Here is a 21,000-nt window from a genome sequence, read left to right on the forward strand (position 1 = left end):
TTCTACTTTGTTTACTGTCTATCACTCCAATCAGGTCGATGTTCTCAAATCACTTCTTGTTGAACTGATTCGCATCAATCCATTAGAAAACCCATTCGAAAAAGAGCAAATTCTGGTGCAAAGCCCGGGTATGTCTCAGTGGTTAAAAATGGAATTGGCGAAAGAGTTTGGTGTTGCGGCAAACTTAGAATTTCCGCTGCCAGCGACTTTCATTTGGGACATGTTCACCCAAGTATTGGCTGATGTGCCTAAGCGCAGTGCCTTCAACAAAGAAGCCATGACGTGGAAGCTGATGCACTTGCTTCCGGGTTTACTAAACGAAGCATCATTCGAACCTTTGGCTCGTTATCTTCAAGACGATAGTGACAACTCCAAGCTGTATCAATTGGCAGAGAAAATTGCCGATATTTTCGATGGTTATTTGGTGTATCGCCCAGAATGGATTGCAAGCTGGGAAGCCGGACAAACGGTGCCTGAACTTGAAGACGAACACCCATGGCAGCCGATTTTGTGGCAGGCGTTGTACGATCACACGGTTACTCTTGGGCAATCGCCTTATCATCGTGCCAATTTGTACGAACACTTCATTGATACGCTAGAAAACTTCAACGGTAACTTTGACCATCTGCCGAAGCGTCTGTTTGTGTTTGGTATCTCTTCACTGCCGCCACGTTACATGGATGCGCTCAAAGCCATTGGTGAACACATTGATGTGCACTTGATGTTTACCAACCCTTGTCGCTATTACTGGGGTGAGGTACGCGACCGTAAATTCCTAGCTCGCCTAGCAGCAAAACATCGTCAGCACGTGGTCTGGCAAGAAGACCATTCTGAAGTACAAGGTGAGAGTGAGCAGTTAAAAGGTTCACTAGAAGAAAACGTGGTGGATGAGCTGCATACCGATGTGGTGGGTAACAGCTTGTTGGCGTCGATGGGTAAACTTGGACGCGATAACATGTATCTGTTGTCGCAGCTCGAATCCCATGAGATTGAAGCTTTTGTTGATGTCGAGCGCGACAGTCTGCTCCATCAACTTCAAGCCGACATTCTTAATTTAGAAGAGCACCAAGACGACGAGCAAATCGACAGCAGCCAGCACAAACAAGTGGTGAGTTTGGGTGATAAATCCCTGAGCTTGCACTTTTGCCACAGCCCAATGCGAGAAGTGGAAGTGCTACACGATCAGCTTTTGGCAATGTTCGATGCCGATCCGACACTGAAACCGCGCGATATTATTGTCATGGTGGCAGACATCAATGCCTACAGCCCAGCGATTCAGGCGGTGTTTGGCAATGCGCCGGGTGAGCGATTTATTCCTTACTCGATTTCAGACCGAACGGCCGACCAAGAAAGCCCAATTTTGGCGGCTTTCATGCAACTTGTTAATTTACCGAATACACGTTGCTTGGCTTCTGAATTACTTGAGTTGTTAGAAACGCCAGCGATTTTGAAGCGATTCGACTTAAGCGAAGATGATTTCCTTCAAGCTAAACAATGGGTGGAAGAATCTGGTATTCGCTGGGGGCTAGATAGCCATACGGGCAGCGAATTTGAACTGCCAGAAACACGCCAAAATACATGGCAATTTGGTATCCAGCGTATGTTGTTAGGTTACGCGATGCCAGAATCTGCCGGTTTGTTTGAAGCGCAAGAGGGTAGCCTCTCGCCATACAATGAAGTGCAAGGTATGGGCGCAGAACTTGCCGGTAAGTTAGCCCACTTTATTCAACAAATTAGCCAATATCGCCGCAAACTTTCCCATGTTCAGTCGATTGATGCATGGCGTGAAACCTTGGTGGCGATGTTGGATGACTTCTTCTCTGTTGAGCTAGAAGGGGAAATGGCGCTTAAGTCGATTCGAGATACCTTAAGCCAACTGAAAGAACAACTTACCGATGCGGCATTTGATGATGCCTTGTCGCCTTCTATTGTAAGCCAGTATCTACAAAACAAGCTGTCAGGAACACGGGTCAGCCAGCGCTTCCTTGCCGGGCAAGTGAACTTCTGTACTCTGATGCCGATGCGCTCGATCCCATTTAGAACCGTGTGTCTGCTGGGTATGAACGATGGGGTCTACCCGCGCTCAATGCCACCAGAAGGTTTTGACTTAATGACGGGTCGTACTAAACCGGGCGACCGTTCACGCCGAGACGATGACCGTTACCTATTCTTAGAAGCCATGTTGTCTGCGCAGCAAAGTTTGTACATCAGTTACGTTGGGCGCTCTATCCAAGATAACACCGAGCGCGTGCCGTCTGTTCTGGTATCGGAGTTGATGGAATATTGCCATCAGAACTACTGCTTAGTGGGCGATCAAGACCAGCCCGTCGATGACTCCGGAGATAAACTACTCAACGAGTTAGTAAACGTACATGCCATGGTGCCATTCAGCCCAAGTGCATTCCAAGGTTCTCACTCAAGCTATGCTAAGGAGTGGATTCCGGCCGCGTTGACCCAAAGCAATCAATCGCAAGGTCATGCGCGTGGCGAGTTTAACCGCGCATTGGATGATTACTTGCTTGGCGCAACCTTCCCAATCGAATTGGATTTGGTGGAATTACAACGCTTCTGGCGTTTACCAGTTCAGTATTTCTTTAACCGCCGTTTGAAAGTGATGTTCGAGCCGCCATTGCCTGTGATGGAAGATGATGAGCCCTTTGTATTAGGCGGCTTAGAAAGCTATCAAATGCGCGATGAGTTACTAGAAACCTTGCTCGAAACCGCCATTACTCAACCGTCCGCAAAAGCAGACGTGCTCAAGCACTTTATGAGTGAGCAACGTGCACAGGGCAAATTACCGGTTGGCGCATTTGGTGATATCGAGTTTGAAACCAACCGCGTGCAAGCTGAAGAGCTGGTGGATAAGTTGGCGTTCTTATCCGGTGCACCGCAAGACGATTTAGAAATCGACCTTACCTTCGATGTGCTTGGTGAAGGAAAAAATATCCGTCTAACCGGTTGGTTAACTCAATGCTATCAATCCGGTTTGATTCGCTACCGCAGTGGTAAAATTCGTGCGCAGGATTACCTTGCTGCATGGATTGATCATCTTGCTATGTCTGCCTCTGGTTATCCGAGAAAGACCCACGTTATTGGTTATGACCGCAAGGAAGGCGCGGTGCATTTAGTTTACCCAGCAATGGCAGACGCTGCGCAAGCGAAACAATTGCTTGCTGAATTAGTGCGTTTGTTTTTTGAAGGCATGACTAAGCCATTACCATATTTCCCGAAAACAGCACTGGCGTGTGTCGAGGCAGGCTTTAGTCGTGGCCACTGGGCTGATGACGAAGAGAAATCGCTGAAGAAAATGGCGGATGCATTCAATGATGGTTACCTGAGCCCAGGCGAAGGAAACAATGCGTATATTTCGCGTATTTGGTCTGCTTGGAATGATGAGCTTGCAGCAGAAGTTCGCACACTGACTGCATTGGTTCTTCAAGGCGCAAGATTGACGGCGATGGATGCTGAAAGTATACCCAAGTAACCTCAAGATGCTTGGTTCAGCGAGATTGACTTGGCTTGTAGGCGAGGCGATGATTTGAAGATCTAGTGGCTCTAAATTAAAAATCGTCAACGAAGTATACGAGCCAAGACAACTCGCCCTTCGGGAGCGTGTCACTGAAGCAATTTCATCGTCAAACAACTTGGAAAGAGCAATCTATTACACAGCGTTGTTTTCCTTGAACTTGAATCAGTGACAACGCTCTGAATCCTGTATCTTGAAGTCACTTGGGTATAAGAATAAGTTGGATTATTTAGATAAAGAAGAGAGTAGGGTGGCCGCCAGAAAATCATTATTTTTTGTAGGGCGTTCGCTGTACGGCCACAAGGTCAGAGGGACCATGATTCGTTTGAGTGTAGCCGCCTGAAAGGCTTGGCTTATCTCGTGAGGCGCATACTAACGGTACTCCGTAATGATAACCGTGAGTGAGATCCCACAAAGGTCTAAATATTCCAACCTATTAGACATATTAATAGAATTTTTAACGATAGATCACAGTTCGATCAGTCGATAATCCGGAGAGATTCAGCGTTATGGCGCAAATGTCAGTTCCAACTCCACTGCAAACCATGACTTTTCCGCTGCATGGTGCAAGGCTAATTGAAGCTTCGGCGGGTACGGGTAAAACCTTTACCATAGCGGGCTTGTATCTGCGACTCCTACTAGGGCATGGCACTGCCGATACGAAGCACCGCGTGCCGTTGACCGTGGATCAAATTCTGGTGGTGACCTTTACCGAAGCTGCAACGGCGGAGCTGCGTGATCGTATTCGTGCGCGTATTCACGACGCGAGGATCGCATTCGCTCGCGGGAAAAGCTCAGATCCTGTGATTCAGCCTTTGTTGGAAGAAATCGAAGATCATAAGCAAGCCGCTGAGATCCTTTTGCAAGCAGAGCGCCAAATGGATGAAGCCGCGGTGTACACCATTCACGGTTTCTGCCAACGCATGCTGACGCAAAACGCATTCGAATCCGGTAGCCGTTTCAATAATGAATTTGTAACGGACGAAAGCCACCTAAAAGCGCAAGTGGTTGCCGATTACTGGCGTCGTAACTTCTACCCTCTGCCATTCGCTTTGGCAGGAGAAGTACGCCAACTCTGGGGCTCGCCATCGGATCTGTTGTATGACATCAGCAATTACCTCACGGGCGCACCGCTAAGTCTCTCTGTTCCTGCAATGCAGGGGAGCCTTGCCGATTTGCATGAGCAAAACCTAAAGCAAATTGATGCTTTGAAAGCCCAGTGGCGTGATAACCAAGATGATTTCCTCGCGTTGATTTCTGATTCCGACGTCAACAAACGCAGCTACACCAAAAAGTCTTTACCGACGTGGCTAGAGGCGGTCAATACATGGGCTGCGACAGAAACCACGGGCTATGACTATCCAGATAAGCTGGAGAAGTTCGCGCAGAATGTGTTACTTGAGAAAACCCCGAAAGGCACTGCACCACAGCACCCTGTGTTTGAGGCGATTGAAGCCTTCCTTGCAAACCCAATCAGTTTAAAAGCGCCGCTATTGGCTCATGCGATTGAGCATTGTCGCGTGATGCTGGCAAAAGCAAAAAATCAGAAGCAATGGTTGTCATTTGATGACTTACTGACTCAGCTTTCTGCCTCGATTGACACCGATGAAACCGCACTACTGACAGAGCGCATTCGCACGCTTTATCCGGTTGCGATGATCGACGAATTCCAAGATACCGACCCACTGCAATACAGTATTTTCAGCCGCATTTATTTGGATAATCCTGAGTGTGGGTTATTTATGATCGGTGACCCGAAACAGGCGATTTACGGTTTCCGTGGCGCGGATATCTTTACCTACATCAAGGCTCGTAACCAAGTTAGTGCTCACTACACGCTTGGTACCAACTGGCGTTCAAGTGCCGATATGGTATTGGCAGTGAACCAGATTTTTGCTCTGCCAGATAGCCCGTTTATTTATGACTCCGACATTCCATTCCATTCTGTGGATTACAGCCCAAGCGCTGACAAACGCGTTTGGACCATGGGTGGTCAAAAGCAACCTGCACTGACTTATTGGCTGCAAGAAGCGGAAGATAAACCATTGCCAAAAGGTGAATACCTCACAACTATGGCAGAGGCGACAGCAAGCCAAATTCAAACCATTTTGACCGCAGCGCAACAAGGTCAAGCGTGCTTGGTTAATGGCGAAAAGCAGAAGCCAGTTAAAGCGGGCGACATTGCAGTATTGGTGCGAACGGGTAGCGAAGGTCGCATGGTCAAACAGGCGTTAGCAGACCAAGGCATTGCTAGTGTGTATTTGTCCAACCGCGATAGTGTGTTTACCAGTTCCGTCGCACAAGACTTACAGCGTTTGCTGCAAGCGGTATTAACGCCAGAAAACGACAGAGCATTACGCGCCAGCTTAGCATCAGAATTGTTCGCTCTGGATGCTGCCAGCTTAGACGCCCTCAACAACGACGAAACTGTGTGGGAAAATGCGGTTAACGAGTTCAAAGAATACCGTAAGCTTTGGGTGCAACGTGGTGTGCTACCTATGCTACGAGCAGTGATCAGCAAGCGCCATATTGCTGAACGTTTGTTGGAAGAAGGGGCGAGCTCACAAAGCGAAAACGGTGAGCGAGTGCTTACCGATCTGATGCACATTGGTGAGTTATTGCAGCAAGCCAGTAACGAATTAGACAGCGACCACGGTTTGCTGCGTTGGTTAGCGCAATCCATCAGCGATGCCGAGCACGGGCTAGGTGGCAGCGATGACCAAATTCAGCGTCTGGAATCAGAGCGTAACTTGGTGCAAATCGTCACCATTCACAAATCCAAAGGTCTGGAATATGACTTGGTCTTCCTACCATTTGTGTTTGGTTACCGAGAAGCAAGTGAAGCCAAATACTACGACGCTGAGAACGATCGTACCGTACTTGATATCACGGGTAACGATGCGTCGTTAAAACAGGCAGATAAAGAACGCCTCGCTGAAGACTTGCGCCTTATCTACGTAGCGCTAACGCGTGCCGTGTATGCCTGCTTTATTGGTGCTTCGCCGCTGCGCAATGGTCGCTCAACCAAAGAGCCAACCGGTGTGCATCACAGTGCGATTGGTTACTTGGTGCAAAATGGTCAAGAGGGTGGCATCAACGACCTGTTTGTGGGGCTGAAAAAGCAGCAAGAGAATCTCGATAACGTGGTGATTTGTGATCCTCCAAAGCAGCAAGACGAGATGTACGTTGCGGAGCAAACCGAGTTGGATGCACTGACAGCTAAAGAGCTGCAAAACCCAATTGATAGAAACTGGCGAATCACCAGTTATTCGGGTTTGGTTAAGCAAGGTTCTCATCATGCTGAACATGACGCCACGATTGAAATCACCGGCTTTGATATCGATTCTTCAGAAGAGCAAGATGAGGCGGAATTGGTTGAGCCAGAACGCTCTATCTTCAACTTCCCACGTGGTGCACGCCCGGGTACCTTCCTGCACAGCTTATTTGAGGAAATAGAGTTTACTCAACCTGCGACGACGGAAGAGAACACCCAAATCATCCTCGGTTTAATGGAAAGTGAGCAGCTTGATGAAGAGTGGCTGCCAATCCTGCAACAGTTGATTGATACCGTGCTGGCAACGCCTTTGGATAGCAAAGCACTGCTGCTCAATCAAAAAGGCCCGGCACAACGTTTGGTTGAGATGGAATTCTTATTACCGATTGAAGTGCTATCTGCACCAGCATTGAACCGCGTGATTCAACGTCATGATCCGCTGTCTGCCAAAGCGGGCGATCTGGGTTTCCAAACCGTGCAAGGCATGTTGAAAGGCTTTATTGACTTGGTGTTTGAGCATCAAGGCAAATACTACGTCCTCGACTGGAAATCGAATCACTTAGGTGATGATGTGTTCCATTATCATGGCGACGCGTTGAAGTCGGCGATGGCGGATCACCGCTACGATCTGCAATACCAAATCTACGCTTTGGCGCTGCATCGTTTCTTGCGCAGCAGATTGCCAAATTATGATTATGAACAGCACTTTGGCGGCGTTTATTACCTGTTCTTGCGTGGTATGGATGGGCAAAGTGAGCACGGTATTTTTTCTGCCAAGCCAACCTTCGAATTTTTACAAGAGATGGATCATTTGATTGATGGTCAAGCACCAGACACGCGATCCAGCGAATCCGGTCAGATGGAGTTAATTTGATGAAAACCAATGATCTTCTTTCTGCACAAAACAGCGCAATGGCAACGTCAGATCTATTGGTAACTTTAGAAACGTTAGCGAGTAAAGGTGCGATTCGCCAGTTGGATTTCCAGTTCGCGCGCTTTATCTATTCGCAAGTTGAGCAACAAGCGAACAGCCAAGAACTGGCATTTATTGCTGGCGTCGTCAGCAGTGAGTTAGGTAAAGGACACATCTGCTTGCCTCTGTTTGACAGCCAAGGGCAACCAGCGGACCTTGCCAGTAAGCTCGGTTTGTTTGGAGAGTCTGCGCTGACGCTTAATACTCAGCTGCAAGGCGTTAATTGGGTTGAGCTTCTGCAAGCGTCGCCTTTGGTTGGTGCGCAAGGTGAAGCCTTGCCAATGATGTTTGATGGCGAGCGTCTCTACTTGCACCGTTACTGGCACTATGAAGTGACGTTGGCGGACAAACTCAATCAACTCAGTGCGGCTGTAAACCTACAGCCTCAAGAGTTCACACGTTTGTCTGAGTTGCTGTATCATTTATTCGCTCGTCAGTACCACTTTCTGTTCAATGCATTAGCTAAATCGGCAGAGACAGGAACCAGCAACCAAGTGCTACGCCAGCAATTAGTCTGTGACCATTTGGATGTGGTCACTGTAGACAGTCTCGATTGGTCAGCCATTGATGCGGCAGTCTGCCAAGCGAAACAAGTTCACGATCTACAAGTGCTGGACAAGCTTGTACCGTTGTCAGCTTGTGTTAACTGGCAGAAGGTCGCGGCAGCGGTGGCTCTGACACGTCGTTTTGCGGTGATTTCCGGTGGTCCGGGTACGGGTAAAACCACCACGGTAACCAAGTTGCTTGCCGCGCTGATTGAGCAAGCAGGACAAGAGAAAAACCTCACCATCAAGCTGGTGGCACCGACAGGTAAAGCCGCAGCGCGTTTGACTGAGTCTATTGGTAAAGCGATTCAAGAGTTGCCAGTAGAGCCTGAGCTTAAAGCGAAAATTCCAACCGAGTCGAGCACTTTGCATCGACTACTGGGCGCGATCCCGAACAGTGCTGAGTTTCGCCACAACAAACAAAATCCGCTACACCTCGATATTTTAGTGGTGGATGAAGCTTCCATGGTCGATCTGCCGATGATGTACAAAGTCGTCGATGCGCTGCCAAAGCATGCACGTTTGATTCTACTGGGAGATAAAGACCAGTTGGCATCGGTAGAGGCAGGTGCGGTGCTAGGTGATATCTGTTCGTTCCACGCATTTGGCTTCGGAAAAGAGCAGGCGTCTGCGGTCGCGAAGTTAACAGGCTTTGACACCTTGGCGTACAGTACCAATAGTAATGCTTCGATTGCCGATAGTTTGTGCATGCTGCAAAAGAGTTACCGATTCGATGCCCGTTCTGGTATCGGTCAGCTAGCGAAAGCGGTCAACGCTGGCTCAGCCGCAAAAGTAGACGACGTTTGGAATCGTGATTTTGCTGATATCGAGCATTTCGCACTGAGCAGTCAAAACTACAATCAGATGATGCAGACTTTAGTTTCCGAATATGGTCGTTATTTAAAACGCATCGGACAGCAAGAGATTGACCAAAAGACAGGGGAGCCAGAAACGCTAACCCACAAAGCCAAAGCCGTGTTGGATACCTTTAATCAATGCCGATTATTGTGTGCCATCCGTGAAGGTGATGTTGGTGTGACCGGTTTAAACCAACGCATTGAAAAAGCACTCGCGGCACGTAAGTTGATTCAAACCCAAGATGAACTTTGGTATCACGGTAGACCAGTGATGGTCACGCGTAATGATCATGGTTTGGGGTTGTATAACGGTGACATCGGCATTTGTATGCGAGACGACAGCGAAGGTGAATCGCGTCTTAAAGTGTTCTTCGAACTGCCGGATGGCAGCGTCAAGTCGGTGCTGCCAAGCCGAGTCCCTGAGCATGAAACCGCATATGCGATGACCATTCATAAATCACAGGGCAGTGAGTTTGAATACACGCTAATGATTTTGCCGCCAGATTTCAGTCCAATCCTCACTCGCGAGCTGATCTACACAGGAATTACTCGCGCGAAGAAACGCCTTGCGATGTACGCCGAGATGAATGTCCTCAAGCGTGGTATTAAGGTGAAAACTACCCGATCGAGTGGGTTAGTATCTCGCTTATCTAGTTAAAACAAAAAGACCGAGCGCGATGCCCGGTCTTCTTTAATTTTGTGTAAACGCATTGGTAAATGACACGCTGCGAATTTTGTATTGTTGCTGATAAGCCAAGATAAAATCTTTAATAGCGTCATTGACAGGAAATACGCAGTGGACGTCGAGCCCTTCGAGAAAATGGTTATCCGCCATATCCCAGAAGCTTTGAAGTGAGTTACAAATAATGGTTTTCATAACAGTGCTCATCTTATTCATTGTAAGAGTAACAACTGTCCTTGATGTGTCATGCAGAGCAATTTAACTCGCTCTGCACTTTAGGGTGATAGTTATTCACCTAGATCCATTTGCCGATTGTTTAAAATGCGACCGTTTGTTGCGCAGATTATAACCAACAGTATGTATATTGAAAAGGTTAAATTGCGATCAATATCAATGTAAACCTTTGCATAACTACTTAGATGTAGGTTGAATTGCGTTTCTTTATTTCTCACAGGTCTAATGCAAGGATTTTCGACTTACGTTGGAAGTTATACAGACCTTGTTTTGCTCCTGGTAGGTAATCAACACTCACTTCATAGAAGCCCTGTTCTCTAAACCAATGCAGGCTGTGTGTGGTCAGCACAAAGATCTGATTGATGTTGTCTGATTTTGAACGATGCTTCATATAGTTCAGGAGCAACAGACCACGGTTACCATCGCGATAATCTTGATGGATGGCGACACAGGCCATTTCTGCTTTACGTTCTTCGACATATGGATACAAGGCGGCACAACCAATGATCAATCCGTCTTTTTCAATGATGGTGAATTTATTAATTTCTTGCTCTAGTTGTTCGCGAGAGCGTCTGACCAACACGCCTTGCTCTTCCAATGGTCGAATCAAATCTAAGATGCCGCCAATATCGTCAATGTCAGCTTCGCGTACCTGTTCGGCACTGGCCATGACAACTTGTGTACCGATACCATCAAAAGAGAACAATTCTTGGATGAGTGCGCCATCCACTTTATAACTGATAAGGTGACTTCGTGGCACACCTGCACGGCAGGCGGAAATCGAACCTTTGAGAAAGCGCAGTGTACCGGAGTTATAGTCGGAATCTGGTGAGGTGTCTGCCATGAGTTTCGTGATGACATGTTCTGCTTCAATAGGGAATAATTCCGCGACTGCGTTACCGTTATCATCGATAACCCCTTGCTCAGAGCAGAACCCAATCAATTTATCTGCACCAAGCTTAATCGCTAGTTGAGTCGCGACTTCTTCCGAGGGAAGGTTGAAGCATTCCCCTGTCACTGAGCTGGCGATTGGGCCGAGCAAGACAATTGAGCCTTGATCGAGTGTGCGGTGGATAGCATCAGTATCGATTCGACGAATGCGGCCGCTGTGACAGTAGTCGATACCATCATCGACGCCAAGCGGTTGAGCAATGACAAAGTTGCCGCTCACAACGTTAAGCTGGGTACCTGCCATTGGTGTATTGTTGAGGCTCATAGATAAGCGCGCAGTAATGGCTAGTTGAAGTTGCCCTGCGGCTTGCATAACTACCGAAAGAGCTGCTTCATCCGTGATTCGAACGTTTTTGTGGTATGGCGTAGTAAGGTCTTGTTTTTCGAGTAGTTGATTGATCTGCGGTCTGGCACCATAAACCACAACTACTTTAATGCCAAGGCTGTGCATTAATGCAATGTCGTTGATAATGTTGCCAAAGTTTTTATCAGCGACCGCTTCACCTCCTAGCATTAATACCATAGTTTTTCCACGGTGCGCATTCACATAGGGCGTGGATTGACGGAATCCTTTAACCAGAGCAGTACTACGAATTTTCACTACAGCCATTCCTTGTGTTTATTTATGCTTTAATATTGTCTTTTTATTCATTGGTTGGCAAGGCAATTTTTTGGCATCCACTACAAATAACCGGACGATGATGCTTTGTTCAGGTTATGGGGAGAGGGTACAATATTCGGGTCTAGTTAAAATACGTGAGCCTCATGTCTTCAGTTGTAAATAAGAATGCTGCGATCGCCGCTCAATCAGAGCAAAATATCTCCAAAAAATCGACACTTCGTAAATGGATCGAGCGTTCGCTTATGCTAACGGCGATCGTAGGTACGATAGTTGTATTTATGATGTATGGTGATCTGATCACTCGCTATATAAACCCACCAATTTCTAAGTCAGTGATTTATGGCAAGTGGGTAGAGCAAGATGTGGCGCCATATGCTCGTGAAGAGTTTATTCTTAGTGAACGTGGTGTAACCGTAAGAGGTGCAACCGTCGCAACGGATTTCGAATTTGATGGTGATACGCTTTCTTATAAGGTTGGCTCTACGGTACGTCGATTTGACTTCCTCGATCAGCACCATTCCGAGATGAAGCTGGACTCCAATGCCCATTATCTACCGGTTTTTCACTTAGAAGGCCATTCCAGCTTAGCGATACGCTAATCGTGATACATCAGACACACTGTTTAGGCTGCTCTATTTCTCGATGCTTCTTCTAGTGTGTCATCACATCTCAAGTCTCTTGCCCCGTTACTCAGACATTTTCTGGACAATTCACTGATTCGCATACTGTTATTATGTTGTCTATCCCATTGTTATGGATAAAATGGCAGCATTTAAAGTCTTTGCCTTATCGCTGATACACTTTGTCGCAGCTTTTCAATTGCGTCGTATGCATTTGTTTGCCATCCTTTTGCTATCTTCTATTACGGAAAAAACACGTGTTAAAAAAACTCCTTCCTATTGTTTCTTTGAGCCTGCTATTTGGCTGTGCCGCTGAGCCTGAACAGAATCTGCTTGCTAAGCAAAACTTAGATGGCGAGTTTCCACATATCTTGAATAAGGTGGATGTGGTTGAATCGAATAAACCGCAAGATTTCACAGAGTTCAATAAACAGGCTGAACAAGTGGTCATCAAATCACCTTCAATGGCAAAAATGTACCAACCACTTTATGAAAAGTTAAGTGAATGGGCTTTGCAAAGTGGTGATACAACAGCCTTGAGTGCTTACGGTATTCAAACGGCACAACTTGGCGGCGGTGATAAGAAGGGCAACGTGCTGTTCACAGGCTATTTCTCACCTGTGATGGAGCTGCGTCATAAACCAAATGCAACGTATAAGTACCCTGTTTATGGCAAGCCAAATTGTGGTTCAAACTGCCCAACGCGTGCAGAAATTTATAACGGAGCGTTAGACGGTCAAGGTCTGGTATTGGGTTACGCACCAAACCGTATTGATCCATTCATGATGGAAGTGCAGGGTAGCGGATTTGTTCATTTCGAAGATGACGATACGCTGGAATACTTTGCTTACGCAGGCAAGAACAATAAAGCGTATGTGAGTATTGGCCGAATTCTAATTGAGCGTGGTGAAGTGCCACGTGAAGAGATGTCACTCAAAGCCATCAAAGACTGGGTGATGAAGAATGATGAAGCAACGGTTCGTGAGTTGTTAGAGCAAAACCCTTCTTATGTATTCTTTGCTCCACAAACGGACGCGCCAGTAACAGGCTCTGCGGGCATTCCTTTATTGCCAATGGCATCAGTAGCAGGCGATCGTTCGATTCTACCTATGGGGACGCCAATTTTGGCGGAAGTGCCATTGCTAAATAAAGACGGCACATGGAGTGGGGCACACCAACTTCGTCTTCTTATTGTGTTAGATACTGGCGGTGCGGTGAAGCAAAACCATCTCGATCTATACCATGGTATGGGACCACGAGCAGGTACAGAAGCGGGTCACTACAAGCACTTTGGTCGCGTGTGGAAGCTGGGCTTGGAAAACACGCCAACGCAAGCGCCTTGGGCTTTACCGCCAGAGAAGTTACAATAACCGCCTAGCGAGAGGAATCGCCTCTCATCATCTAGACATTTCCTCAAAGAGTGCGTATAAATCGCACTCTTTGTTTTTCTATCGATCATCTGGAACTTCAATATGCGTGAAATCGATACTCCGGCATCTGACAGCTACAACCAACGTTTTGGTGGCACTCGTCGTCTCTACGGCAACAGCGAAGTAGAAATCCTTCGTGCTGCACACGTGTGTGTGATTGGTATTGGTGGTGTAGGTTCATGGGCGGTAGAAGCGCTCGCACGTACTGGTATTGGTGAGTTGACGCTTATCGATATGGATGACGTGTGTGTGACCAACATTAACCGTCAAATTCATGCGATGACTGGCACGGTTGGTCAAAGCAAAATTGAAGTGATGGCAGAGCGCGTTAAGCTGATTAACCCAGAGTGTAAGGTGAATCTGATTGACGACTTTATCACGCCAGATAACCAGCACGAGTACTTGAGCAAAGAGTTCGATTACGTGTTGGATGCGATCGATAGCGTAAAAGCAAAAGCCTCGCTATTGGCTTACTGTCGTAGCAACAAGATTAAAGTGATCACGACAGGCGGTGCTGGCGGTCAAATCGATCCAACCCAAATTATGGTGGCGGATCTGACCAAGACTATCCAAGATCCACTGGCGAAGAAGATCAAAGACACTTTGCGTCGTCATCATAACTTCCCGAAAAATCCGGCTCGTAAGTTTGGCATCGATTGTGTGTTCTCTACGGAGCAATTGAAGTACCCACAAGCAGATGGTTCAGTATGTGGCGTGAAATCGACAGCAGAAGGTCCAAAACGTATGGACTGTGCGAGTGGCTTTGGCGCGGCGACGGTTGTAACAGCAACGTTCGGTTTTGTTGCGGTATCACGCATCGTTGAAAAGCTGATTCAAAAGCATAAGAAGTAATTCAAAGAAGAGAGCGCATCATGACTGATTTCCCTGTCTCGCCGTTTGGCACTGACATCACCAGTGAAGACATCGCCGCAACCATGCAGCAATTTAAAGGTTGGGAAGACCGCTACCGTCAGGTGATCCAATGGGGTAAAAAGCTGCCTCAAATGCCTGAAGAGCTTAAATCAGAGCAAGTTACGGTATCTGGTTGTGAAAGCTTAGTGTGGTTGGTGAGCAAAGAGCAAGAAGGCGTATGGCACTTCTGCGCTGATTCTGATGCGCGTATTGTTCGTGGTCTGATTGCCTTGGTGATGGCGGCTTACGATGGCAAAACGGCAGAACAAATCCAAGCGTTTGATATTGATGCTTACTTTGAAAAGCTGGGTTTAATTGCTCACCTAAGCCCATCGCGTGGCAATGGTTTGAAAGCGATTGTTGAGCAGATCAAAGCGCAGGCTCAGTAGTTGGCGTTGGTTAAAACCGCACAAAGAACAGAATAAAGAAAAGGGTTGAAGCCAAACGGTTTCAACCCTTTTTCTATCTACGGTGGTATTTTTAAAGCATATCGACCGCTTTCTCGACTGCTGCAATCAGCTTCTCGACATCTTTTAATGTGTTGTAGATACCAAAAGAAACACGCACTGTGCCTTTGACATTAAGTGCATCCATCAGAGGATGAGCACAGTGATGCCCAGCACGAACAGCGATACCTTGTTGATCAAGCAGTGTAGCAATGTCTTGGTGGTGAACGCCGTCCATCACAAAAGTAAGCACTGAAGCGTTCGGCTGGTAACCGAGGATTTGAATGTCGTCCAGCTGAGTCATTGCTTGGTAAGCTTTGTCCTGCAGAGAATGCAGATGTGCCTCTACTGCGGCTTGGTCGAAGCCTTGGTACCAATCGATAGCTTTCGCTAGAGCAATCGCGCCTGCGACGTTCGGTGTACCTGCTTCAAACTTACCCGGCAAGGCAGAGAAGGTCGTTTTCTCAAACGAGACTCTTTCGACCATTTTGCCGCCGCCGTGCCATGGTGGCATCGCTTCTAAAAGGTCAAGCTTGCCATACAGTACGCCAATACCAGCGGGTGCATACAGCTTGTGACCTGAGAAGACATAAAAGTCGACATCGAGCTCTGCCAAGTTCAACTGTTCATGAACAATACCCTGTGCACCATCGACAACCACAACAGCGCCTACCGTATGTGCCATGGCGATGATTTTCTCGATAGGTTGACGAGATCCCGTCACATTGGTGATTTGTGCACACGCTACGATTTTACAGCGCTCCGACAACAGTGCTTCAAACGCATCGATATCGAACTGGCAATCGGAGGTCATCGGAACTTTAACTATTTTTGCGCCCGTTTGCTCTGCGACAATTTGCCAAGGCACGATGTTCGCGTGGTGTTCCATTTCACTGATCAGAATTTCATCACCCGCTTGGAGTGTGCTACGAGCATAAGTTTGCGCGATTAGGTTTAGTGCTTCGGTTGCGCCTCGAGTCCAAATGATTTCTTTTGAATTGCTCGCCCCAATGAACTTAGCAACGGTTTCACGAGCGGCTTCAAATTGGCTGGTCGCGTTGGCTGTTAAGCTATGACTGCCACGGTGCACGTTAGCATTTTGTGCACTGTAGTAACGGCTAATCACATCGATCACACACTGTGGCTTTTGTGTTGTTGCTGCGCTATCAAGGTAAACCAAAGGTGACTGGTTGACGTCTTGCTTCAGAGCTGGGAACTGTTCGCGTACAGCGTTTACGTCAAACATTATTCGTCACCAAATTCGTGATAATGCAGTGTTGGGATAGTGACTAAAGGTTCTGCAACCATCCATCCATGCTCTTTACCGGAAAGTTTGATAATGATTTCCATCGCGAACTCAAGCGCGGTTCCTGGTCCCTGACTAGTCAGTAGGTTGTGATTCACATCCATGGTGACACGCTTAGCTCGCCATTTGTCTTCAGGAATATGAGATTGGAAGCTTGGATGACATGTCATCAAGGCTTCTGGGTAAAGGTTGTGGTGTTGCAAAACCAAAGCAGGTGCAGCACAAATTGCCGCAACCAGTTTACCTTCGTACATGTGCTGTTTCAGGATTTCTATCATAATGGTGCTATCACGGAAGGTTTCTGCACCACCGATGCCACCAGACAGAACAATCGCATCAAACTCGTCATCGGCAATATCAACCAGCTTGCAATCCGCGGTAAGTGTCACGCCTCGAGACGCTTTCATAGTAAGTGCACCATCGAAATCTGCGCTTGCGACCGTTACGTCATAGCCTGCTCGAACCATCAAGTCGATAACGGTTACCGCTTCCATTTCTTCTGTGCCCGGCGCGATAGGTACTAAGATCTTTTTATTCATTGTTCTGTCCAGCTTTGTTCAATCTGTTTGATGTGTTGATAGAGTTTGGTGTTCTCTGGCGTACTCATTTGATGCTTTTCGGCGGCTTTCAGCAAATAACCGGTAATAAAATCAATTTCGGTGCGACGTTGGTGAAAAACATCTTGTCTCATTGAAGAGTAGTTGGCTGCTGTTGCGTTCACCACTTGCATAATGGTGGTGTGAAGAGAATCAAAATCGACTTTTATCTCTTCTTTATTCATGACCTCCACCAACTCGCGGGTGATGTTCGCCAACTCGGTGGCGAACTTCGGAGCGGCAAGCTCACCATTCTTACATTGGTGAATTGCGGTCAGGGGGTTGATAGCACAATTGATCGCAATCTTAGTCCATAATGCAGCGTTGATATTTGGGTTCCAGTTCACCTCTGGCAAAGCGTGATTCATCACATCTGCAAGAAAGCCACACTGAGCACCTTTAGCATTAAAACCACCCAGTTGAGTATTTCCCTGACCAGTGTGAAGAACCTGCTCTTTACTTGGTTTGTAAGCACCGTGTGTTGTTGTTGCAACTATTAATGGGTTATCAGCAAGTTTGGCTTCGATGAGTTGTGCGGTTCCCATTCCGTTGTGCATCAACATGATGATTGTGTCAGTGTTGATATAAGGAAGAAGAGGCTCAATAGCGGTTTCAACCTGCCATGCTTTTACTGTCACAACAATCAGATCTGCATTTTGCACAGAAGGGATGTGCTGATTAGAAAAACTGATTGCAGGGTTGTCATCGAGTTGGAGTAACTGCTCGCTGCTTGAGCTTCTTCCCCACAAGGAGACGTTGTGTCCAGCAAGTTTGAAGTTAGTCGCCCAAAGTGAGCCAACGGCTCCCGGACCTAGGATGAGAATATTCACCAAACGCTCTCATTAAAAAGGTTTGCTGCAAGGATAATGAGGGAAAAAAGGAAAGCAAATAAAAATGGCGCCAAGAGGCGCCATTTCTGGGGAACTTATCGGTTCTATTAGAACTTGTAAGTTACAGCTAGGTAGTGACCGAAGCCAGTTGACTTGAAGCCATCTGTATCTTTGATACCGTAGATGTCTTTGTAACCTTTCAGACCGTAACCCACTGCGAAGCGGTCAGAGTGCCAGTAGATACCGTTGAACATCGCGCCACCGCTGCTTGCAGTAGTGTATTCGTCTTTCATACCAAATTGGTAATCGATGTAACCTTGGTAAGAAATGAATGAACCGTTTTCGAAGAAGTAGAAAGGTTTGAACCAGTTAGTCGAGATTTGGAAACCGTTCCAATCTTTTTGGTTTGAATCGTAAGTACCGTAAAGGTTAAGACCTACTTTACCGAACCAAGGAACCATTACGTCAGAACCAAGACCTACTTTTTGAGTGTTAACTTGAGAAGCGCCACCCCACTCCATAAGAGTAGATACGTAAAGCTCTTGAACTGGACCGAAAGATAGGTCTTTACCAGTTAGTGCGTCTAGAGACATACGTGGTGCGAACTTCATGAAGATCTTCTCAGCACCAGCTTTGTCGCTGCCTGGATCTGAAGTTAGGTTGAATACGTCAACGTAACCGTATAGGTCGAAGATACCAGAGCGACCGCCGAATTCCATTTCTAGGTAGTCGTGTGAAGACTCACCAGGAAGTTCGTCAAATGCACCCATTAGGTTGAATTGCATCCACTTGTAATCGTTCTTGTGGATGTCGCCATCTGAGTAGTCAGCAGCCAGTACTGGTGCTGAAGTAGCCGCTAGAAGGCTAAGAGCTAAAAGTGATTTACGCATAAGGGGACTCTCTATGTTTGTAATGATTCAGAACACGCAATCTGTGCTGCGCTTTCCAATTGGCGGGAATAATAGCGATAAAAATCTCAAATGAAAGTGATAAAGGATGCAAAAATGAAGGTTTTTAGTGAGGTTCATCACGAAATTAATTTATTTCACGGAACTTTTTGGTTGTTGCATTGATTTGCAATAAATATGTGACGAGTGTCGTTTGCGTAAACGTTTTTATGACTTTTTAAGCCAGTCGATTAACCAACATAAATCGTTAGTGATCTGACTAATAGGCCGTTCGTATGAGTGTGGGAACCAAAGAGGACGTTTGAATGAAAGAAGTCATGTTATTCCCATTAACCTCAGTTGTTTTACCGGAAGGCAAAATGAATCTGCGTATTTTTGAACCACGATATACAAGAATGGTGAAAGAATGCAGCCTCCGAAACGTTGGTTTTGGTGTTTGTCTTGTCGGTAGTGAGGGGGCCCCTAAAGCGGTGGGAAATGTGTCATCCATCGGGACTTTGGTCACCATCGTTGATTTTGAAACACACAGTGATGGGCTTCTTGGTATCACCGTAGTCGGTGAAAAACGTTTTACGGTCAAGCGAATCAGAGCAGACTCTGATGGTTTGCGTCATGCAGAGGTCGAGTGGTTAGACAACTGGCAGCAGCCTTTGTCGTCACCGGATTTCATTTATCTAAGCCATCAGCTCGCTCATGTGTATGAGCAATTTCCTCAACTAGGGACACTATACCAACATCGTTTTTATGATGACCCATCATGGGTAGTGCAAAGATGGCTTGAGCTATTACCATTGGAAAGCGCTTTATTTGAACGATTGGTGGGGGCAGAGGATTGCCTTCCCGCATTAAATTTTCTTAACGATGCCATTGAAGCCCCACCTCAAAGAGAGACAAGGATATGAAAGGACTTACAAAAACCGCAGTAACTTTTGTTGCTGTGCTAGGGATTGCTGCCTGCGGCTCGGATAGCGACTCGATAGAATATTCCAACCTTCAAGCAGTGCATGCTTCCGCTGACGCGCCGTTGGCGAACGTTTTAATAAATGATGAAGCCGCATTAACCGGTGTCGACTATGGCGTCGGTTCGGGATACGTGAAGTTGCCTGAGGGCAGTAATTCTGTTCAAGTTGACGTACAGCTTCCAGGCGGTGAAACGGTCACTGTCGTACCAAAAACTTCATTGGATCTAGACTCAGACCTAAATTATACAGCATTTGTCGTAGGTGACGCTTCAGGAACACCAAACCCTGTTGAACCTTTAATTGTTACTCGTAGCGCGACTTCCATGGCGGATGCAAACAGCTTAGATGTTCAGGTGGTACATGCTGCTTCTGGCGTCCCAGCCGTAGACCTTTATGTGACTGAACCCGATGCAGCTTTGGCAGATTCATCACCGATTACTAATCTGGCTTACAAAGCGTCAACGGATGTGCTGAATATTCCTGCAGGCGATTACCAAGTGAGATTGGCTGTGGGTGACACAGTAGCGTTTGATTCGGGAACCATTCCTCTCCCAGCCAATGCTAACTTGACTATCGCTGCTATTAAGACAGGTGATTCAAATAGCACCTCTCCGGTGAAGTTAATGGTATTAGATGGTTCTGGCTCTTCTATACTTGAAGATATGGGAAGCCAAGCAGAAGTGCGAGTCGGGCACTTAGTTGACGGTGCTCCGATTGTAGACGTCCACGTTGATGGCGCTGCGTTTGCCCCGCTTGCGGATTTGGAGTTTAAACAAATTCGAGGGTACTTGGACCTTGCGCCAAAAGCTTACGATATTGATGTGTTTGTCGACGGCACAACGACGGACCCAATTATCGATGTTGACGGTTTGGAAGTGAAAGGCGGTATGGATTACAGCGTTTATGCAGTCGGCGTTGTTGCTCCTGCAATCGCAATTGAACCGCTGGTAGTCGAAGATATGCGTCGTGCAGTTGCAACAAGCGCAACCTTGAATGTAACGCACGCAGCTGCAAATCCTGTGGCTGAAATGGTCGATATTTATCTCACTTCTAGCGCGGGAATCGAAGGAAGTGATCCAGCAATAGCTAATTTTGCGTATAAAGAAAGTGTACAAGGCGTATACGTGGCGGAAGGGTCTTATTTTGTGACGGTAACGGTTGCCGGTGACCCATCTACAGTAGCCATAGATTCTGCACCCGTAACGGTAATGAATGGCGTCGTATACCAAGTAGTCGCTATCGATGATGGCAACAATGGTGGCTTCAACCTAATCGTTGATGACATCACAGACTAAGGACGAAGGGGGAGGAGGGCACTCCTCCCAA

15 protein-coding genes are annotated in these 21,000 nt (G+C 47.0%); 9 read left to right on the plus strand and 6 right to left on the minus strand.

Annotated features, from left to right (window positions below; all coding sequences use genetic code 11):
- Positions 1–7 precede the first annotated feature (7 nt).
- From recC to recD, 3 genes are all read left to right on the plus strand, one after another.
- Positions 8–3,484, plus strand: a complete 3,477-nt coding sequence (recC, locus tag C1S74_RS14730; RefSeq protein WP_045404076.1) for an exodeoxyribonuclease V subunit gamma — start codon at positions 8–10, stop codon at positions 3,482–3,484.
- A gap of 551 nt (positions 3,485–4,035) precedes the next feature.
- Positions 4,036–7,674, plus strand: a complete 3,639-nt coding sequence (gene recB, locus C1S74_RS14735) for an exodeoxyribonuclease V subunit beta (RefSeq protein WP_045403949.1) — start codon at positions 4,036–4,038, stop codon at positions 7,672–7,674.
- Positions 7,674–9,833, plus strand: a complete 2,160-nt coding sequence (gene recD, locus C1S74_RS14740) for an exodeoxyribonuclease V subunit alpha (RefSeq protein WP_045403950.1) — start codon at positions 7,674–7,676, stop codon at positions 9,831–9,833. The genes recB and recD overlap by 1 nt, the downstream gene beginning before the upstream one ends.
- A 33-nt stretch (positions 9,834–9,866) precedes the next feature.
- Here the strand turns inward: recD and C1S74_RS14745 are convergent, their stop codons facing one another.
- Both C1S74_RS14745 and argA read right to left on the minus strand, forming a co-directional pair.
- On the minus strand, positions 9,867–10,052 hold the full coding sequence (locus tag C1S74_RS14745; RefSeq protein WP_005427310.1) for a hypothetical protein: 186 nt from the start codon (positions 10,050–10,052) through the stop codon (positions 9,867–9,869).
- A 253-nt stretch (positions 10,053–10,305) separates the two neighbouring features.
- Positions 10,306–11,643: an amino-acid N-acetyltransferase gene (argA, locus tag C1S74_RS14750; RefSeq protein ID WP_045403952.1), complete on the minus strand. Its 1,338-nt coding sequence runs from the start codon at positions 11,641–11,643 to the stop codon at positions 10,306–10,308.
- 164 nt (positions 11,644–11,807) lie between these two features.
- Between argA and C1S74_RS14755 the strand changes: the two genes are divergently transcribed.
- The 4 genes from C1S74_RS14755 (at position 11,808) to csdE (ending at position 15,015) form a co-directional block, all read left to right on the plus strand.
- Positions 11,808–12,263: a DUF2850 domain-containing protein gene (locus tag C1S74_RS14755; RefSeq protein ID WP_045403954.1), complete on the plus strand. Its 456-nt coding sequence runs from the start codon at positions 11,808–11,810 to the stop codon at positions 12,261–12,263.
- A gap of 278 nt (positions 12,264–12,541) precedes the next feature.
- On the plus strand, positions 12,542–13,654 hold the full coding sequence (gene mltA, locus C1S74_RS14765; RefSeq protein WP_045403956.1) for a murein transglycosylase A: 1,113 nt from the start codon (positions 12,542–12,544) through the stop codon (positions 13,652–13,654).
- 102 nt (positions 13,655–13,756) lie between these two features.
- A complete protein-coding gene (tcdA, locus tag C1S74_RS14770; RefSeq protein WP_045403958.1) occupies positions 13,757–14,566 on the plus strand; it encodes a tRNA cyclic N6-threonylcarbamoyladenosine(37) synthase TcdA in 810 nt (269 codons plus the stop codon).
- A gap of 20 nt (positions 14,567–14,586) precedes the next feature.
- Positions 14,587–15,015 (plus strand): cysteine desulfurase sulfur acceptor subunit CsdE, encoded by a 429-nt coding sequence (gene csdE / locus C1S74_RS14775; protein ID WP_005436614.1) that lies wholly within the window; start codon positions 14,587–14,589, stop codon positions 15,013–15,015.
- A 91-nt stretch (positions 15,016–15,106) separates the two neighbouring features.
- On the opposite strand, the gene csdA is transcribed toward csdE, so the two are convergent.
- The 4 genes from csdA to C1S74_RS14795 all read right to left on the minus strand — a co-directional run bounded on the left by csdA (position 15,107) and on the right by C1S74_RS14795 (position 18,694).
- Positions 15,107–16,318 carry a cysteine desulfurase CsdA gene (gene csdA, locus C1S74_RS14780; protein WP_045403961.1) on the minus strand — a complete coding sequence of 404 codons (1,212 nt, stop codon included), beginning with the start codon at positions 16,316–16,318 and terminating at the stop codon, positions 15,107–15,109.
- Complete coding sequence (locus C1S74_RS14785; protein ID WP_045403962.1) at positions 16,318–16,917, minus strand: DJ-1 family glyoxalase III; 600 nt, start codon at positions 16,915–16,917, stop codon at positions 16,318–16,320. The genes csdA and C1S74_RS14785 overlap by 1 nt, the downstream gene beginning before the upstream one ends.
- Complete coding sequence (gene panE, locus C1S74_RS14790) at positions 16,914–17,804, minus strand: 2-dehydropantoate 2-reductase (RefSeq protein WP_045403964.1); 891 nt, start codon at positions 17,802–17,804, stop codon at positions 16,914–16,916. Before panE ends, C1S74_RS14785 begins: the two co-directional genes overlap by 4 nt.
- A 107-nt stretch (positions 17,805–17,911) precedes the next feature.
- The gene (locus tag C1S74_RS14795; protein WP_045403965.1) at positions 17,912–18,694 is read right to left on the minus strand and encodes a nucleoside-specific channel-forming Tsx family protein; all 783 of its coding nucleotides are present in this window, start codon (positions 18,692–18,694) and stop codon (positions 17,912–17,914) included.
- A 323-nt stretch (positions 18,695–19,017) separates the two neighbouring features.
- Between C1S74_RS14795 and C1S74_RS14805 the strand changes: the two genes are divergently transcribed.
- The gene (locus C1S74_RS14805) at positions 19,018–19,614 is read left to right on the plus strand and encodes an LON peptidase substrate-binding domain-containing protein (protein ID WP_045403967.1); all 597 of its coding nucleotides are present in this window, start codon (positions 19,018–19,020) and stop codon (positions 19,612–19,614) included.
- Positions 19,611–20,969 (plus strand): DUF4397 domain-containing protein, encoded by a 1,359-nt coding sequence (locus tag C1S74_RS14810; RefSeq protein ID WP_045403968.1) that lies wholly within the window; start codon positions 19,611–19,613, stop codon positions 20,967–20,969. The genes C1S74_RS14805 and C1S74_RS14810 overlap by 4 nt, the downstream gene beginning before the upstream one ends.
- Positions 20,970–21,000 lie beyond the last annotated feature (31 nt).

The sequence above is a fragment of the Vibrio hyugaensis genome, from assembly GCF_002906655.1.
Lineage (GTDB): Bacteria > Pseudomonadota > Gammaproteobacteria > Enterobacterales > Vibrionaceae > Vibrio > Vibrio hyugaensis.

What these genes read in the sequence shown, in the direction of transcription:
- recB (WP_045403949.1), top strand. Translation starts at nt 4,036, where the DNA reads ATGGCGCAAATGTCAGTTCCAACTCCACTGCAAACCATGACTTTTCCG.
- recD (WP_045403950.1), top strand. Translation starts at nt 7,674, where the DNA reads ATGAAAACCAATGATCTTCTTTCTGCACAAAACAGCGCAATGGCAACG.
- C1S74_RS14745 (WP_005427310.1), bottom strand. Translation starts at nt 10,052, where the DNA reads ATGAAAACCATTATTTGTAACTCACTTCAAAGCTTCTGGGATATGGCG.
- C1S74_RS14755 (WP_045403954.1), top strand. Translation starts at nt 11,808, where the DNA reads ATGTCTTCAGTTGTAAATAAGAATGCTGCGATCGCCGCTCAATCAGAG.
- tcdA (WP_045403958.1), top strand. Translation starts at nt 13,757, where the DNA reads ATGCGTGAAATCGATACTCCGGCATCTGACAGCTACAACCAACGTTTT.
- csdE (WP_005436614.1), top strand. Translation starts at nt 14,587, where the DNA reads ATGACTGATTTCCCTGTCTCGCCGTTTGGCACTGACATCACCAGTGAA.
- csdA (WP_045403961.1), bottom strand. Translation starts at nt 16,318, where the DNA reads ATGTTTGACGTAAACGCTGTACGCGAACAGTTCCCAGCTCTGAAGCAA.
- C1S74_RS14785 (WP_045403962.1), bottom strand. Translation starts at nt 16,917, where the DNA reads ATGAATAAAAAGATCTTAGTACCTATCGCGCCGGGCACAGAAGAAATG.
- C1S74_RS14795 (WP_045403965.1), bottom strand. Translation starts at nt 18,694, where the DNA reads ATGCGTAAATCACTTTTAGCTCTTAGCCTTCTAGCGGCTACTTCAGCA.
- C1S74_RS14805 (WP_045403967.1), top strand. Translation starts at nt 19,018, where the DNA reads ATGAAAGAAGTCATGTTATTCCCATTAACCTCAGTTGTTTTACCGGAA.
- C1S74_RS14810 (WP_045403968.1), top strand. Translation starts at nt 19,611, where the DNA reads ATGAAAGGACTTACAAAAACCGCAGTAACTTTTGTTGCTGTGCTAGGG.